Source organism: Shigella sp. FJ200513 (assembly GCF_040495915.1).
Lineage (GTDB): Bacteria > Pseudomonadota > Gammaproteobacteria > Enterobacterales > Enterobacteriaceae > ECMA0423.
The window spans coordinates 13,247-27,221 of sequence record NZ_JBDYCV010000056.1; the positions used below are offsets into that span (position 1 = coordinate 13,247).

The 13,975-nt window shown below is 50.5% G+C and carries 11 protein-coding genes and 3 pseudogenes; 3 read left to right on the top strand and 11 right to left on the bottom strand.

Annotated elements, in window-relative coordinates; genetic code table 11:
• Window positions 1–72 precede the first annotated feature (72 nt).
• Window positions 73–1,487 (bottom strand): annotated as a pseudogene (locus ABZJ92_RS13180) (hypothetical protein).
• 538 nt (window positions 1,488–2,025) lie between these two features.
• On the opposite strand from ABZJ92_RS13180, the pseudogene ABZJ92_RS22470 reads away from it, so the two are divergent.
• Window positions 2,026–2,163 (top strand): annotated as a pseudogene (locus ABZJ92_RS22470) (hypothetical protein); the annotation flags it as partial.
• Here ABZJ92_RS22470 and ABZJ92_RS13185 read toward each other — a convergent pair.
• Together ABZJ92_RS13185 and ldcA are read right to left on the bottom strand one after the other, a co-directional pair.
• Window positions 2,098–3,834 carry a potassium/proton antiporter gene (locus ABZJ92_RS13185; protein ID WP_000340206.1) on the bottom strand — a complete coding sequence of 579 codons (1,737 nt, stop codon included), beginning with the start codon at window positions 3,832–3,834 and terminating at the stop codon, window positions 2,098–2,100. The pseudogene ABZJ92_RS22470 and the gene ABZJ92_RS13185 overlap by 66 nt on opposite strands.
• Window positions 3,835–3,928: 94 nt before the next feature.
• Window positions 3,929–4,843: a muramoyltetrapeptide carboxypeptidase gene (ldcA, locus tag ABZJ92_RS13190; protein WP_000051626.1), complete on the bottom strand. Its 915-nt coding sequence runs from the start codon at window positions 4,841–4,843 to the stop codon at window positions 3,929–3,931.
• 99 nt (window positions 4,844–4,942) lie between these two features.
• Here ldcA and emtA point away from each other — a divergent pair, with 99 nt between their 5' ends.
• The gene (gene emtA / locus ABZJ92_RS13195; protein WP_001295616.1) at window positions 4,943–5,554 is read left to right on the top strand and encodes a membrane-bound lytic murein transglycosylase EmtA; all 612 of its coding nucleotides are present in this window, start codon (window positions 4,943–4,945) and stop codon (window positions 5,552–5,554) included.
• Window position 5,555: 1 nt separating this feature from the next.
• On the opposite strand, the gene ycgR is transcribed toward emtA, so the two are convergent.
• Window positions 5,556–6,290, bottom strand: coding sequence for a flagellar brake protein YcgR (ycgR, locus tag ABZJ92_RS13200; protein ID WP_000020162.1), 735 nt, complete (start codon window positions 6,288–6,290; stop codon window positions 5,556–5,558).
• Between the two features lie 200 nt (window positions 6,291–6,490).
• Between ycgR and ABZJ92_RS13205 the strand changes: the two genes are divergently transcribed.
• Window positions 6,491–6,745, top strand: coding sequence for a GlsB/YeaQ/YmgE family stress response membrane protein (locus ABZJ92_RS13205; protein ID WP_000511317.1), 255 nt, complete (start codon window positions 6,491–6,493; stop codon window positions 6,743–6,745).
• A 49-nt stretch (window positions 6,746–6,794) separates the two neighbouring features.
• Here the strand turns inward: ABZJ92_RS13205 and ABZJ92_RS13210 are convergent.
• The 7 genes and pseudogenes from ABZJ92_RS13210 to ABZJ92_RS13240 all read right to left on the bottom strand — a co-directional run bounded on the left by ABZJ92_RS13210 (window position 6,795) and on the right by ABZJ92_RS13240 (window position 13,974).
• Window positions 6,795–8,749: pseudogene (locus tag ABZJ92_RS13210) on the bottom strand (TonB-dependent receptor plug domain-containing protein).
• A 25-nt stretch (window positions 8,750–8,774) separates the two neighbouring features.
• A complete protein-coding gene (modD, locus tag ABZJ92_RS13215) occupies window positions 8,775–9,629 on the bottom strand; it encodes a ModD protein (protein WP_000576842.1) in 855 nt (284 codons plus the stop codon).
• Window positions 9,629–10,438, bottom strand: a complete 810-nt coding sequence (locus tag ABZJ92_RS13220) for a class I SAM-dependent methyltransferase (RefSeq protein WP_000903995.1) — start codon at window positions 10,436–10,438, stop codon at window positions 9,629–9,631. The genes modD and ABZJ92_RS13220 overlap by 1 nt, the downstream gene beginning before the upstream one ends.
• A 9-nt stretch (window positions 10,439–10,447) precedes the next feature.
• Complete coding sequence (locus ABZJ92_RS13225; protein WP_000173321.1) at window positions 10,448–11,206, bottom strand: ABC transporter ATP-binding protein; 759 nt, start codon at window positions 11,204–11,206, stop codon at window positions 10,448–10,450.
• The gene (locus ABZJ92_RS13230; RefSeq protein ID WP_001223651.1) at window positions 11,203–12,183 is read right to left on the bottom strand and encodes a FecCD family ABC transporter permease; all 981 of its coding nucleotides are present in this window, start codon (window positions 12,181–12,183) and stop codon (window positions 11,203–11,205) included. Before ABZJ92_RS13230 ends, ABZJ92_RS13225 begins: the two co-directional genes overlap by 4 nt.
• Window positions 12,183–13,205, bottom strand: coding sequence for an iron ABC transporter substrate-binding protein (locus ABZJ92_RS13235; RefSeq protein ID WP_001123164.1), 1,023 nt, complete (start codon window positions 13,203–13,205; stop codon window positions 12,183–12,185). Before ABZJ92_RS13235 ends, ABZJ92_RS13230 begins: the two co-directional genes overlap by 1 nt.
• A gap of 712 nt (window positions 13,206–13,917) precedes the next feature.
• On the bottom strand, window positions 13,918–13,974 hold the full coding sequence (locus tag ABZJ92_RS13240; protein ID WP_003032489.1) for an IS1 family transposase: 57 nt from the start codon (window positions 13,972–13,974) through the stop codon (window positions 13,918–13,920).
• Between the last annotated feature and the right edge of the window lies 1 nt (window position 13,975).

Consider the following 13,975-nt stretch of genomic DNA (forward strand, 5'->3'; position numbering starts at 1 on the left):
ATTGCCCATGATAGTGTCCATTAAAAGAATGGACACTATTTCCCCGGAACCTGAACTCGCCGCACAGGCGTTCTACATAAAACGCTTACGCTTCATTGTTGACTCGGAGTCGACTTCAGATAAATCACGCTTCACCCTTGATGCAGATTCGGGTTCATGTTCAGATTGTTGATTAACAGGCTGCGAGTCCTGTTGTCTTTCCAGACTCAACAGGCCCAACTGTTGATCCAGGAGCTCCAGGTCCTCCTGTACCTTCACGCGCTCCAGGAGTTCCGGGTCATCCAGGAACTCCAGATCCATAAGGTCCTCCAGCTCCTCGAGTCCTTCCAGGTCAACCTAGCCTTCCTTGTGCAAAAAGTCCAAAAGGTCCTTCAGGCCCTGCTGTTTTTTCAGGCCCTCGACGGCTTTGAGCAGCGTCGGTAAATTGTCTTTGTCCCACGGGTTACCATTACAGTCAAACACCTTCAGGCTCTGGGGCTGCGGCACCTGTACCGTTTTAAACTTGTTTTCTCCACAGTAGTAAATTATTAGTTTGGGCGGCAGCCGTGGTGAAGAGATCAAATCGTTACTAGAACAGTCAAATACTTTCAGGCGAGTCAAGTTCTCCAGCATCTCATCAGGTATTGAGTTAATATTGTTGCCGGCACAGGATAGTTTATACAGGTACTGGGGCATCGACGGCGGTAAAAATTGCAAGAAGTTTTCAGAACAGTTAATCACTCTCAGGTTAGTCGACAGCTCAGGCAGCCAGATAATACTGTTTTCATAGCACTTCAGTACCATCAGTTTTGAGGGCTGCACCTTCGGTAACAAGATCAAGACGTTATCTGTACAGTCAAGCACCAGCAGCCACTTTGGCATCACCTTCGGTAACGCGGTCAACACGTTTTTACTGCAGTAAAATTCAATCAGATGTGGAGGCAAATTCTCAGGGAGTGAAGTCAATCCCAGGTTGCTAAGATTGAGCATACTCCGTCTTGTAATGAGACATTCCTTCATTCTGCGCAATGCTTCTGCCCGGTTTTCAATCCGGCTTGCTGGCAGGTTTTCTTCCAGGATATTTTCCTTGATTTCTTCCAGACTTTCTTTCAGGTCTTCTTGGGGAATTTCTGACTGTTTGTTTTGCTGGTTTTCTTCCAGGATTTCGTACAGGTTTTTTTGCAGGTTTTCTTGCAAACCATCCTGCTGTATAGCCCATTCGCACCATTTGGCGACCATCATGAACTCGTTATGTTGCTGATTCAGACGAGTCCCCAACGTGATGATGGTATTGTTGTCCACCTGTATGTTCACTTTGCCCGCGATACTGAGGTCAATGATCTGCCAGGGGGCATCACCCCAGCTGAATTTTTGCGGGCTGAGATACTTCATGTTCTGCAAAATTTGATTCTTGAGAAGAGCCGCCCTGGCGGGCGTCGTACGCCTGGGTTAACGGAAGATGGGGGAATGGCGGGGGCGAATGGGCAGATGTCTTTAAAGCTAGCCATAATGCTACGTTTCCTTGAAATAAATATCCTCTGGCAGCGCCGGAGACGTGAATGTGGTCACCGCAAAGGAGCCACAGGACGTCATTTGCGCTGATATCACTACTCATCGTTGACTTTTTTCCTGGTCAGAAATGCCGTGTCGGGTCTGGTACATGCTGTATTACGGCCTAGGTAGCTCTGACGTATTAAAGAAAATACGAGAGTGAACGACCCGGAAATAATCGTTATTAAGCAAAGGAATAACTATAAGAAATCGCTCATGCATCCGGTGCTACAGGCGGATGAAACGCCTATTGTGTGGGCTATGTCAGTGCGGCAGGTTGCGTGGGGGAATATGTTCAGGCGATGTCAGGCAGGGGCCCCTGATGGTTGACCGGTAATGCGGGGCTGGTTTTTATTACCTGTTACAGTCGGAAAAAGCCCTTACGCTGACTTTCTTGAGCCGGTGTTTTGAGTTCATTAGCCAGAGCCTGCAATGGTTTGTCATCCATAATTTAACCTTCTTCTGATGTTGGGATGAGCATATCAAAATCAGGAAATGACAAGTTTATTACAGGCTCAGGCTGCGTTCAGTAAAGCATCGCATCCGGCGATAGATGCTGCATTAAATTTAAGATTCAGCTTCCTCTTCAGCCACCCGAACGCCAATCTTCAACACTTCATTATCTTCTTTCTCGGCCACCGTCCAGATCATCCCGGCAAACTCTACCTGGTCACCGACAACCGGTGCCGCGCCTAGCAACTGCTGGACAATTTCACCCAGCGTTTGCTGTTTATCACGATATTCTCGCCCGTCTTCCAGGCCATATATCAGCGCAACATCAGCATATTTGGCGCTGGCTTCGAGAATGAAGTCACCAAAGAAGCGTTGATCCAGCGCGACCGGTGGCGACTGGCTGAACAGTTTACCGAGCGCCGGGAGATCGCGTTCCCGACCAATTACACACAATACATCGCCTTCGCGCAGTCGGGTGCTGCCGGTAGGATGAAGCAACTGGTTATCACGAAACAGGGCTGCAATACGCGTCTCTTTTGGCATATGCAAATCGCGCAGTGCCGCACCTACACACCATTTATCAGCACTCAATTGATAAACAAACTGCTCCCACGGATTTTCCGGATGAATATCCAGGCCAACGCGTGACACCGGACGTCCGACGGGCGGAACCACCACTTTGGCTTTTTTCGCCGCCCACGAGAGTGATGTTCCCTGCAAGAGCAGTGAAACCAGAACCACAAAGAAGGCGACATTAAAGAACAGTCGCGCATTCTCCAGCCCCGCCATCATCGGGAACACGGCTAGGATGATTGGCACCGCGCCGCGTAATCCCACCCAGCTGATAAACACGCGCTCACGCAGATTGAAACCGCGGAAAGGGAGCAATCCAGCAAATACCGAAAGGGGACGGGCGAAGAATATCATCCATGCCGACAAAATGAGCGCCGGAATGGCAATAGGCAGCAGATCGCTTGGGTTAACCAATAGCCCCAGCACCAGGAACATGGCGATTTGCGCCAGCCAGGCGAGGCCGTCGAAATTTTGCAGGATGCCGTAGCGGTTGCGAATCGGCCGATTACCCAGCAGAAAACCGCACAGATAAACAGCCAGAATACCGCTGCCTTCCAGCGCCGTGGTTAAAGCAAAAATTAAAATACCGCCGCTTAATGCCAGCAATGGATATAATCCGGCAGGCAGGGCGATGCGATTAATCATTTGCAGCAGTAAATAACCACCGCCAAGACCGATGACAATCCCGAGGCCAAATTGCTGCAGAATATCGACCACGAACATCCAACTGACACTGCTTTCATGCTGCTGGATCATTGCAATCAGGGTAATCGTCAGAAAGACCGCCATTGGATCATTACTGCCGGATTCAATTTCCAGCGTCGAGCCAACACGTTCGTTAAGCCCCTTACCACCCAGCAGAGAAAAGACCGCTGCAGCATCGGTGGAGCCGACGATAGCGCCGATTAATAAGCCTTCAATCAAATCAAGATTAAACAGCCACGCCGCCATCATGCCGGTTAAACCAGAGGTGATAAGTACGCCCAGCGTCGCCAGCGACAGCGCCGGTCCTAACGCCACACGAAAGGAACTGGCCTGAGTGCGCATCCCGCCGTCGAGCAAAATAATCGCCAGCGCCAGGTTACTTACCATGTAGGCGAAGGGGTAATTATCAAACGGGATACCGCCGACGCCATCGACTCCCGCCAGCATGCCGATCGCCAGAAAAATAACCAGAATAGGAATGCCAAGACGGGAAGAAAATGAACTAAGTAATATACTGCTGGTGACAAGGATGGATCCTAAGATGAAAAGGCTAATTATTGTTGTGGCATCCAATGGTCGGTTACTCCTGATTACGCTGTCTCTTATATAAACCCTACCATATTAGCGGCAGAGACAGCGTTTTACTTAGCCCTGAAGCGTGATTTTTTTACATTTTAAGAACAGGATGACCGCTAATCGTCAACTGAGCGCCTTCCCGGGTGTTATTCAGAATGGCATGTGCGCCCAACGGCAGCGTAACCGTGCGTTGTTCATGACCAAAATCGAGGCCGGTAATGAGTGGAATCGACAGGCGGGAACGCAAAAACGCGTACACTGACTCCAGGTTGTAACCTGCGTCATAATCATTGGGCGTGCTGCCGCTAAAGCTACCGAGAATAATCGCCTTCTGACGTGGCAAAATTCCCGCATGATAGAGCTGCAACAGCATACGTTCGACGCGGAAAGGGTGCACGTTAATATCTTCCAGCACCAGAATACCGTTCTCAATTTTTGGCATCCACGGTGTACCAATCAGTGAAATCAGCATCGCAAGATTGCCTCCCCACAACGTGCCTTCGGTCTGACATGTCGGGCCTTCCCCTTGCCATTCAATGGTGAAGGTTTCATTGCGTAACGCCAGCCAGAAATGGTGCTCGGTAAAGGCGTTCAGTTCATCCGCACCAAAGTTTGCTACCAGCATGGGGCCGCTAAAGGTGATGACATTGCCTTGCGCCAGAAGACCGCACTGAATGGCGGTAAAATCGCTATGTCCGCAAATGAGTAACGGGTCATGTTGTTGGCGAGCCACCAGTGCCTGCCAGTCAATATCTGCCAGTAAACGACTGGCACCGTAACCGCCGCGTACAGCCAGCACGATGGTGTTGGGGGTAGTCAGTCTGGCAAGGGAATTGAGATCTTCCAGACGCTCCGTTTCCGTACCCGCAAAACGCTCACAACGACGGGCAATAACCTCGACGTTATTGACTTGATGCCCCGCGTCGGTAAGGCGCTGGATACCACGCAGCGCGGCGTGCTGTTTAATGCTGTAACCCGATGGGGCAATTAAGTGAAACAGAGACATGGCAATTCCTTGCTGACAACAGAAACGAAATGTATATCATGCCGCTTAGGTGTGCCGTTGTCACCTCAACGGCGATTCCAGGCTATAAGGATAGAAGAAGTGAAATTGAGATGGTTTGCCTTTTTGATTGTGTTATTAGCGGGTTGTTCATCAAAGCATGACTATACGAACCCGCCGTGGAACGCGAAAGTTCCGGTGCAACGTGCGATGCAGTGGATGCCAATAAGCCAGAAAGCCGGTGCAGCCTGGGGCGTCGATCCACAATTGATCACGGCGATTATCGCTATCGAATCGGGTGGTAATCCGAACGCGGTGAGTAAATCGAATGCCATTGGTTTGATGCAGTTAAAAGCTTCAACCTCCGGACGTGATGTTTATCGCCGTATGGGCTGGAGTGGTGAGCCGACGACCAGCGAGCTGAAAAATCCAGAGCGTAATATTTCAATGGGGGCGGCTTACCTGAATATTCTGGAAACCGGCCCGCTGGCAGGCATTGAAGATCCGAAGGTACTGCAATATGCGCTGGTGGTGTCATACGCTAACGGGGCAGGTGCGCTGCTACGGACTTTCTCGTCAGATCGGAAAAAGGCGATCAGCAAAATCAACGATTTGGATGCTGACGAGTTCCTCGATCACGTAGCGCGAAATCATCCTGCGCCGCAGGCTCCGCGCTATATCTACAAACTTGAGCAGGCACTGGACGCGATGTAAATCAGTCGCGCACTTTGTCCGCTTTTTCCCGGGCTTCTCGCTCGAGAGAGAAAATAATCCGCTGTAATTGCCGCTCCACCGTCGGGCTGACGTTAAGAAAACGGAAGCTCAGACGGGGAGTGGTGATGGTTTCATTCTTGCCATCAATCACTTTGCGCTCGCTGGTGGAGATTAACTGGGCGTCAAAGTGAAAAACACCCCATTGCCCCATGTTGACTTCAATTTGAGCGAAGCGCATACCTTCTTGTAATTCGGCAGGCTTTGCTGTTTCCAGTAATGCGCCCATGCCGCCTAACGACAAATCATACAAGCGGAAACGTAACGTACTGTTATCCGCCAGTTTGGTCTGGCAAAAATAAGGCGGATGGAGTGGGGCGGAGATGCGGAAATATCGGCGTCGTTGTACAAACCATAAGGTGGGAGGCGGTACGGTAATAAATGCCGGAAGCTGCAAGTATTCACTCTGCTGTAGTTGTTCAACAGTAAACTCGACTTTCGCACCCTGAGTTTCGGCGGTAATGGTAATGTGCTGTGCCTTTAGCACGGCGATGTTGTCTTCGGCTTGACTGCCGAAATCCAGCACCAGTTTATCCGGGGTTATTGCCAGTATTTTGCTGATCAGCTGCCCGCCATTCCAACTGAGACGCAAAGGAATTGCGGCTTTGTGCAAATCGCGTAACACGCCCAGGACGGCTAACGGATTTTGTTTCAGGAACTGCTCATGGTAATGACTCACGCGGAAAAACTCCTGACTGACAAACTGTCTTTGGTTTATCGGTCATAGTTAACAAAACTTAATACAAATGCGTGAATATTTTTTACATGTTGTTCTTAAATCAGCCGACAAACGCCCAGCATCGATCCCGCCCTTGCCTATACTTAGAGCGTTGACGTAAGCATTTCTTGCGACCGATTCATCGAAACGAGGGCCTGAACATGGGAATTATTGCCTGGATTATTTTTGGCCTGATAGCCGGCATTATCGGCAAGCTAATCATGCCGGGGCGTGATGGTGGTGGATTTTTCCTGACCTGTATTCTCGGGATAGTCGGTGCGGTGGTCGGCGGCTGGCTGGCGACCATGTTTGGCATTGACGGCTCCATCAGCGGTTTTAATTTGCACAGCTTCCTGGTGGCGGTGGTGGGCGCTATCCTGGTGCTGGGCGTATTCCGCCTCCTGCGAAGAGAATAAGATTTTCATAAGGCGGATAGCGATACAGATGCCGCTATCCGCTTTCACATCAGAACGTATACTCGACACCTGCCCAGAAATTGCGACCTTCTTCAATAAACCCTTCACTGTAGGCATATTGGGTATCAAACAGGTTATTGACCGACGCATTGACGCTGAAGCCATGACCTAAGGTGTAATCGGCTCGAATGTGGGTCACCGCAAAACCGGCGGCTTTTTGTGAACCGTCACTGTTGCTGTAGCTGGAGGAACGCGCCTCTTCCGACAGCGTTACGCTTAACGGCTCCCATGGTTTGAGTGTCATCCATGCGGTCATTGTCTGCGTTGGAAGATCGGTTATCTTGCCGATGTCTTTGCGTTTGGCGTCAGCGTGGATCAGAGCGTAGCTCAATCCTACATCCAGTATATTGCTGATTTTCCCCTTAATACCGGCATCCAGACCGCTGTAATCCACCGTGCCGCTGTTCTGATTTTGAATGGTATCGGCATTGATATTGTGCGAGAGGATGGCATCACTCACCCGGTTATAGTAAACGCTGACCTCAAATCCCCAGTCGCGCGTGAAGGCACCATTCCAGGTTAAATCCACCCCGCGAGCGCGTTCCGGCTTGAGCTGCGGGTTAACAATCGCTATCTGGTTATACGCAGGTTTGGATGTGGTATAGCGTTCTTTCAGCGTCGGAAAGCGTGTGCGGTCATAGTACGAAAGCGCCAGAGTGTCTTCATTGGCAAAGTGGTATTTCCCCATCACCTGCCAGTTAAAAGCTGACTGATTGTTGTCGTCATAATGGGTGATGCTGCCATCTTTCTCGTGTTTTTTCGCTTCTACGCTATCGCGCCAGTCATAGCTGATTCCCGCCACGACATCGACATTATCAGCAGCAGCCCATTGATATTCACTGGCGAGCGACCAGGTACGATCTTCATAGCGATCGTAAGCGGCGTGCGGCGCACCTTTTTCCCGGTGTACGTCATCTTTCCAGTTAACGGCAAACGACAGCAGATCGTTTTCACGCACATCGGCTGCCAGTTGTAATCCGGCACCGTCGCTGTAATCGGAATAATGGCTGTAGCTGCCTTTTTTATTTTTCAAATCAGCCAGCGAGTTGTACATCATCAGCGTATTTTCAAAGGTGTCGCGATACAGCCGACTTTTCAGGGTAAAACGGTCGTTTAGTTGGGTCGCTCCCTGATAATAAAAACTTTCTTTGTCATACTCTGGCCACTGCCAGTAGCGTGATTTTTGACCACAATTTCCGCTGTATGGCGGGTTATCTTTTTCACCATCCTGCTTAATGTAAGTCAGCGTGTATTCATCGTTTTCGCGCGGTGTAAAACCGAGCTTCACAATGCCGCGTTTATCATCAGCCGATGAATTAATCATCTTGCCGTGTTTGCCTGCAATATCATTATTTACACCATGCGGCAGGCCGAGAAAATCCTGCTTTAGCTGGCTACCGCTGACTTGCAAATACCCAAGATCGCTGCTGGCGGCAAATGAAGCATGCATATCGTAGGCATTGTCCTGACTACGGCTCCATCCCTGGCGATATCCCAGACTTGCTTCTTCAGGGTGGTGATATTAATGGCTCCGCCCATCTGATTAGGCCCATGAAGCAGCGACGAATACCCTTTGGAAACTTCGACTGCCCCCAGATTGTTGGTCAGAATCCGCGCCAGATCGAGGTTGCCGTCATAGGGGACATAAATGGGCACACCGTCGAAATAGACCGGCACCTGCCGACTATCAAAGCCACGAACTTTTACCTGTTCTTCGTTGCGGCTGCCTGACTTTTGCAGCACCACGCCGGGGACGACACTTAATGCCTGAGCGACATTCTGTTTATCCAAGGCCTTCATGGTGGGTTGATCGAGAACGGTGGTCGTCGTCGATGATACCGGACTGGACCATACGGTCAGCGTGTCGCTCTCCTGAGCCGCTACGGCCTGCTGGGTAAAGGCAAGTGATAATGCTGTGCAGAGATAACGTTTTTTGAGTCTCATAGAATAAATTCCGTTTAACAAAGAATTAAATAGAGGCTGTGGGTTGCAGACTGACTTTAATGTCAGCTGGTGCCGCGTAATAAGGCGCGGAGGTAATAAAAAGGCGAATGCCGCAGTCGAGGTAATTTTTGAGTGTCGTCAGATTAATTCCGCCGGTCAGAGCCAGCGTGCAGTGAGGAGCCAGCGACGGCGCTATTTGCGCAATTTCAGTTGCCTGTTGCGGACTAAATTTGTCGAGCTGAAGTACGTCTGGTTGTGCGCGTAACGCGGCGATAGCCTCTTTCGGCGTGTCGGCTTCAACAACAATTTTCTTCTCGGGTGCGTGGCGACGTAACTGAGCGATTGCGCCTGACCAGCCCTGATTGTCATGAAGAAAATGGCGGTGGTTGGCAAACAATAATATGGTTTCCGCACATCCGGCACGATGAATTAGTCCTCCGGCAGCCAGAATTGCCTGCGAAGCCAGTAAGCGGGTGCCCGGAATTGCTTTTCGGGTGCAGGCGATATTGCCGTCAGGATAACGTTCACGAAGCAATGCCAGCATTTGAGCGAGATAATCAGAAACACCGCAACTCCACTCCAGCACATTCTGGACTGCCTTCCATCCCTGATGAAGTGCTGCGGCATTACCCTGCGCACGGATTAGCCGTTGACCCGCGTTCGCTTGTGAACCGTCGCTGACCGCGTCATCAATAGTTAATCCCAGCGTAGTTAACATCTTACACGCGACAGAAACGCCGCTGACGCAGCCGCCCTGACGGTGAAAAAACGCTATATAGCCAGGCTGGTGTCCAATATTTAATGCTCGCGTGGTCAGGTCACCTCCCTGGATATCTTCCAGCAGTAACGCATCGATTTGTGCCTGAGAAAGGAAAATCATCACAGTGCCTCCTGCGGTACGCTATCCCACCAGATGAGCGCCCAGTCGCGGCTGGCAGGGGCGAGGGCACGAGCATCTTGTTGTTGATACCAGTGATATAACCGCTCACGCTCATCGTCGTTAAGCGCGCCAAGACTCCAGCTGACGTTCTGCTCAAAACGTTCCCAGGTGCTGTTATCCTGTTGGCAATTTTGTCCACGGATAAAATCAACGTGGGCATAAATTCCCATCTGATACAGGACGTTGAGCGCAAAGATATAGTTGGGTAATTCGATCACTTCCCGACCAGCCGCCCGCTGAATGGCTGGAGAGACGAACGAGGTGCTGACCAGATGAGTTGTATAGACGCGAAGCCGTGCCTGATTATTCAGTTTGCTCATTGCATGGCGCATATCAGCCACCAGAGTGGAGCGGGAAGCCACGGCAATATCGCAGCGTGGCAGGTCACTCCAGTCCTCTTCCCAGGCGCGCTGGATCCAGTGGACATTGTCAGCCTTCAGTGCGGCGGCGCGGCGGGCGGCAACGTTCAGCATCCCCTGACTGTAATCAACGCCATAAACCGTAGTGAGTTTGTCAGCCAGCGCCAGCGATACGGTGCCTGGTCCGCAGCCCATATCGAATAAGGTCTGAGCGCCTTGCAGGTCAATTTTAGCGATCAGTTGTTGCAGGTAGCTGTCCGTTGGCGAGGCGCAATTTTCCGCCATTTTCTCCGCCCGTTGATCCCAGTGATCGGGCGTTTTTTCTGTGCGGTGAGCCAGTTTGAGTTGCTGCAGATAAAGGTCTGCAAAATCAATATCATCAATGAGCATGATTGTTCCTTAGCGGCTAATTGCAGAGAGGTGATGATGAATTTGGTCGGCAGAAACCCGATACAGGGCCGCCAGTTTGTTCGTTGTTAACTGTTCGGTCGGTAAGCCTTGTGTTACTCGTCCATCTGGCTCTACTTGGATAATGCTGTCGGCAATGGCGTTGGCATGGAGCGTATGGTGAGTCGACATTAACATTGTCATGCCGTTATTTTTGAGCTGCGCCAGCGTGTCCAGAAGTTGGATCTGATGACCGAAATCGAGGCTGGAGGCGGGCTCATCCAGTAACAACAAGCGCGGTTGTTGGACGAGTGCACGGGCGATTAAAGCCAGCTGACGTTCACCGCCGCTAAGCGTATTCCAGCGTCGTGTCGCCAGATGCAAAATGCCCAGCTTTTCCAGTTGCTCCGTGGCTTTCAGGCGTTCTTGCTTACCGGGAACGGAAAAAGCGCCTATGGTGGGGGCCAGGCCCATCAACACCATATCCAGCACACTGAAAGCAAAAATACCGTCGTGCGCCTGCGGCACCCAGGCAATAGCCTGTGCGCGCTGGCGATGGCTGAGTGTCTGCACAGAGAGGCTATCCAGTAGGATCTCGCCTTTTAATAACGGTATAACGCCAAGAATGGAGCGCATGAGTGTGGTTTTGCCGCAACCATTCGCGCCAAGCAGACAACAAATTGTTCCTTGCGACAGGGTGAAGGACACGTCGCGTAGCACTGGATGGCGGGAGTAACCCAGAGACGCATGACGAACGGCAAGCAAAGTCACTGGCGACCTCCGCGTAACAACAAAAGCAGGAAAAACGGTGCGCCAACAAAAGCGGTCAGAATGCCAAGTGGGATTTCTGTTGTTCCAATGCTGCGCGCCAGCGTATCGGTAAGCAGGAGCAGAATAGCGCCAGTACACATTGCCATAGGCAACAGCTGCTGATGGTTATGACCGGTCAACAAGCGGGCAATGTGCGGAACGACCAGACCGATCCAACCAATTATGCCCGCTATTGCTACCGTGCTGGCGGTGATTAGTGTGGCGCAGACAATCAATCCAAAGCGCAGACGCGTCACGTTCAGTCCCAGCGAACGGGCTTCGTCGTCGGAAAGCGTGAGTAAATTCATGCGCCAGCGGAGAAAAAACAGGGGCAAGGAGCCTATGAGAATGATCGGTGCAGCATAGCAGAGATCGCGTAAGGTCACGGTGGACAGTCCCCCCAGCAACCAGAAGGTAATTGACGGTAACTGGGTGTAAGGATCGGCCAGCGTTTTAATTAGCGATATCCCCGCTCCGCACAACGTTCCTAACGCAATGCCTACCAGCACCAGGGTTAAGATCGGATCGTGGCGGGTCACCCGACGCGTAATCAACCAGACGCCCGCGACCACCATCAGCCCGCCGCAAAATGCGTACAGCTGGATGTAAACAATGGGTAATCCCCACAGGATTGCCGCGCAGGCACCAAGTCCGGCACCGGCGGAGACGCCTAAAATATCCGGTGAAACTAAGGGATTACGCAACATTCCCTGATAGGTGGTTCCGGCTCCTGCCAGCGCTGCGCCCAGTAACAGCGCAGCAAGAATACGCGGCACGCGGATTTGCCAGAAGACAATTTGTTCCTGCACAGACTCATTTTCTTGACGAAGAATTAGCGCCAGCAGTTGCTGCATATCGAGATGATAAGCCCCACTTACGGCGGCAAAAGTGATACTGATAGCTGCCAGCAGCAAAATACATCCGTTTACGATTCTCATTAGCTCGCCACCAATTTTTGATAGTCGGCATCACTGAGTGAACAATGCCAGAACAGTTGGGCGTAATGCTGCATGTCACTTTTAAACTGGCGATTGATGGCGGGATCCAGCCAGGCGTGAAGTCTGCGTAATCCCAGAAGACGGTTGATTCCCGGCGGGGCATCGAGCCAGCCAAAGGGCAAGCCACTTAAAAATAAGATGCGTTGTTCCGCAACGGCTTTCACGCCCTGCCAGAGAGGATCACGACGAATAAAATCTGCAGTAACGGCCTCCTGAACCAGAATAATATCCGGCTGCCAGCGCAGGAGATTTTCCATGGAAACCTGTGTCAGGCCGTGGCGATCGGCTATTTGCGCGACGTTGTGCAAACCTAATAATTCCGCCGCCTCGGTATGCAACGAACCCTGTAAGCCCGTTTCCAGCCCTCGGGGACCGCGCGCAGCATAAAAGCGGAGGTTAGCGGCGGGTGAGGTGGCGAATGCCTGAGCTTCACCAACGAAGTGGCTGGCGAGATTGGCTTGTTCTGCGGCGCGGTGCTCTTCGCCTAACGTTTTGCCAAGCGTTGTTAACTGTTCTGCTGATTGCGCCAGTTTTCCGTTAAGCAATAACCAGGGGATTTGTGTCTGTTCGCTAACCTGCCGTGCCTGGGAGATCAAGGTTTCATCCGTATTGCCGCAATCAACGACCAAATCGGGATGTAACGCCATAAGCCCTTCCAGCGATAGTGTGCTGGCGCGCCCGGCGAGTCGTCCCAGCCTGGGTAACTGGCGAATGTGCTCTGGCAATGGAATTAATGCCTGACGGGCAAAATCAAAAGAGGAAAAACCGACCATTTTTTCTGGCGCGACAGCCAGCAAGAGCAAATCGGCGGGCGCGCCTGCGCTGACGATGCGTGTAATGTTTTGGGCTTCGGGAAGAGATTGCGAAGCAAAACGATTAACTGTTTGTGAAAAGGACGGTAGAGACTGCAGGAGCAGGGTAGATGCAAGTGCCTGCGCAAACGTCCGTCTGGTTATGGGCATGGTGAACATCCTGAAAAGTAAAATCGATATATACTTTCATATATATCGATAAAAATCATGTTCAATATCAAAGTTTAGCTATTGAAAACATGAAGATGTGACGACTTCCGCAAGCCTGTTGACCCTCTCTATCATTAAAAATGTATTTATCAGGTGGCTAATATTATTTAAATCATTTAAGGCTAAATTATTTAAATATGAATGACATTATTGTTTTTTTATCGTCCACGGTTACGCGACGTTGAAGTTACTTGTTTTATAATGAGCGATTTTTGATATCTCGCCGAGAAAATTATCAGCATTCTCTCGTTTCAGTGTCGTGAATATACTGTTAACGGAGGTGAAAAGAATGCTGGGGGTTATACAAAACCTATGTTGTTGTCGTCCGGATTCACCGCTTGCTGATAGTAAGCAGCGTAACCAGAAGTTACCGCAACAAGACTTTGAGGATTTTAAGAACGACGTTATTAATGTCATTAACAACAATGAAGATATTTATTTTCTTAGAGAGAGTAATTTACTGAATGCGTTTATTCGGACGTGCAAAAAAAGAGATGATAACAGTTACGGAAATATGATATTTACGCTTTATTTTGATAACGATATCTATGGGAACAGAATTATCAAAGCATCGCTGAACGGCGGAGAGTTGCAGTTATTAAGCACAGGGTGTAGCAATGATAACATTCTCCATTTTGGTAATGACTCCAACTTACTGATAGTGTTTTATGTTCAGATAATGCCCGATGACCTTGTCATGCAGCTCCACC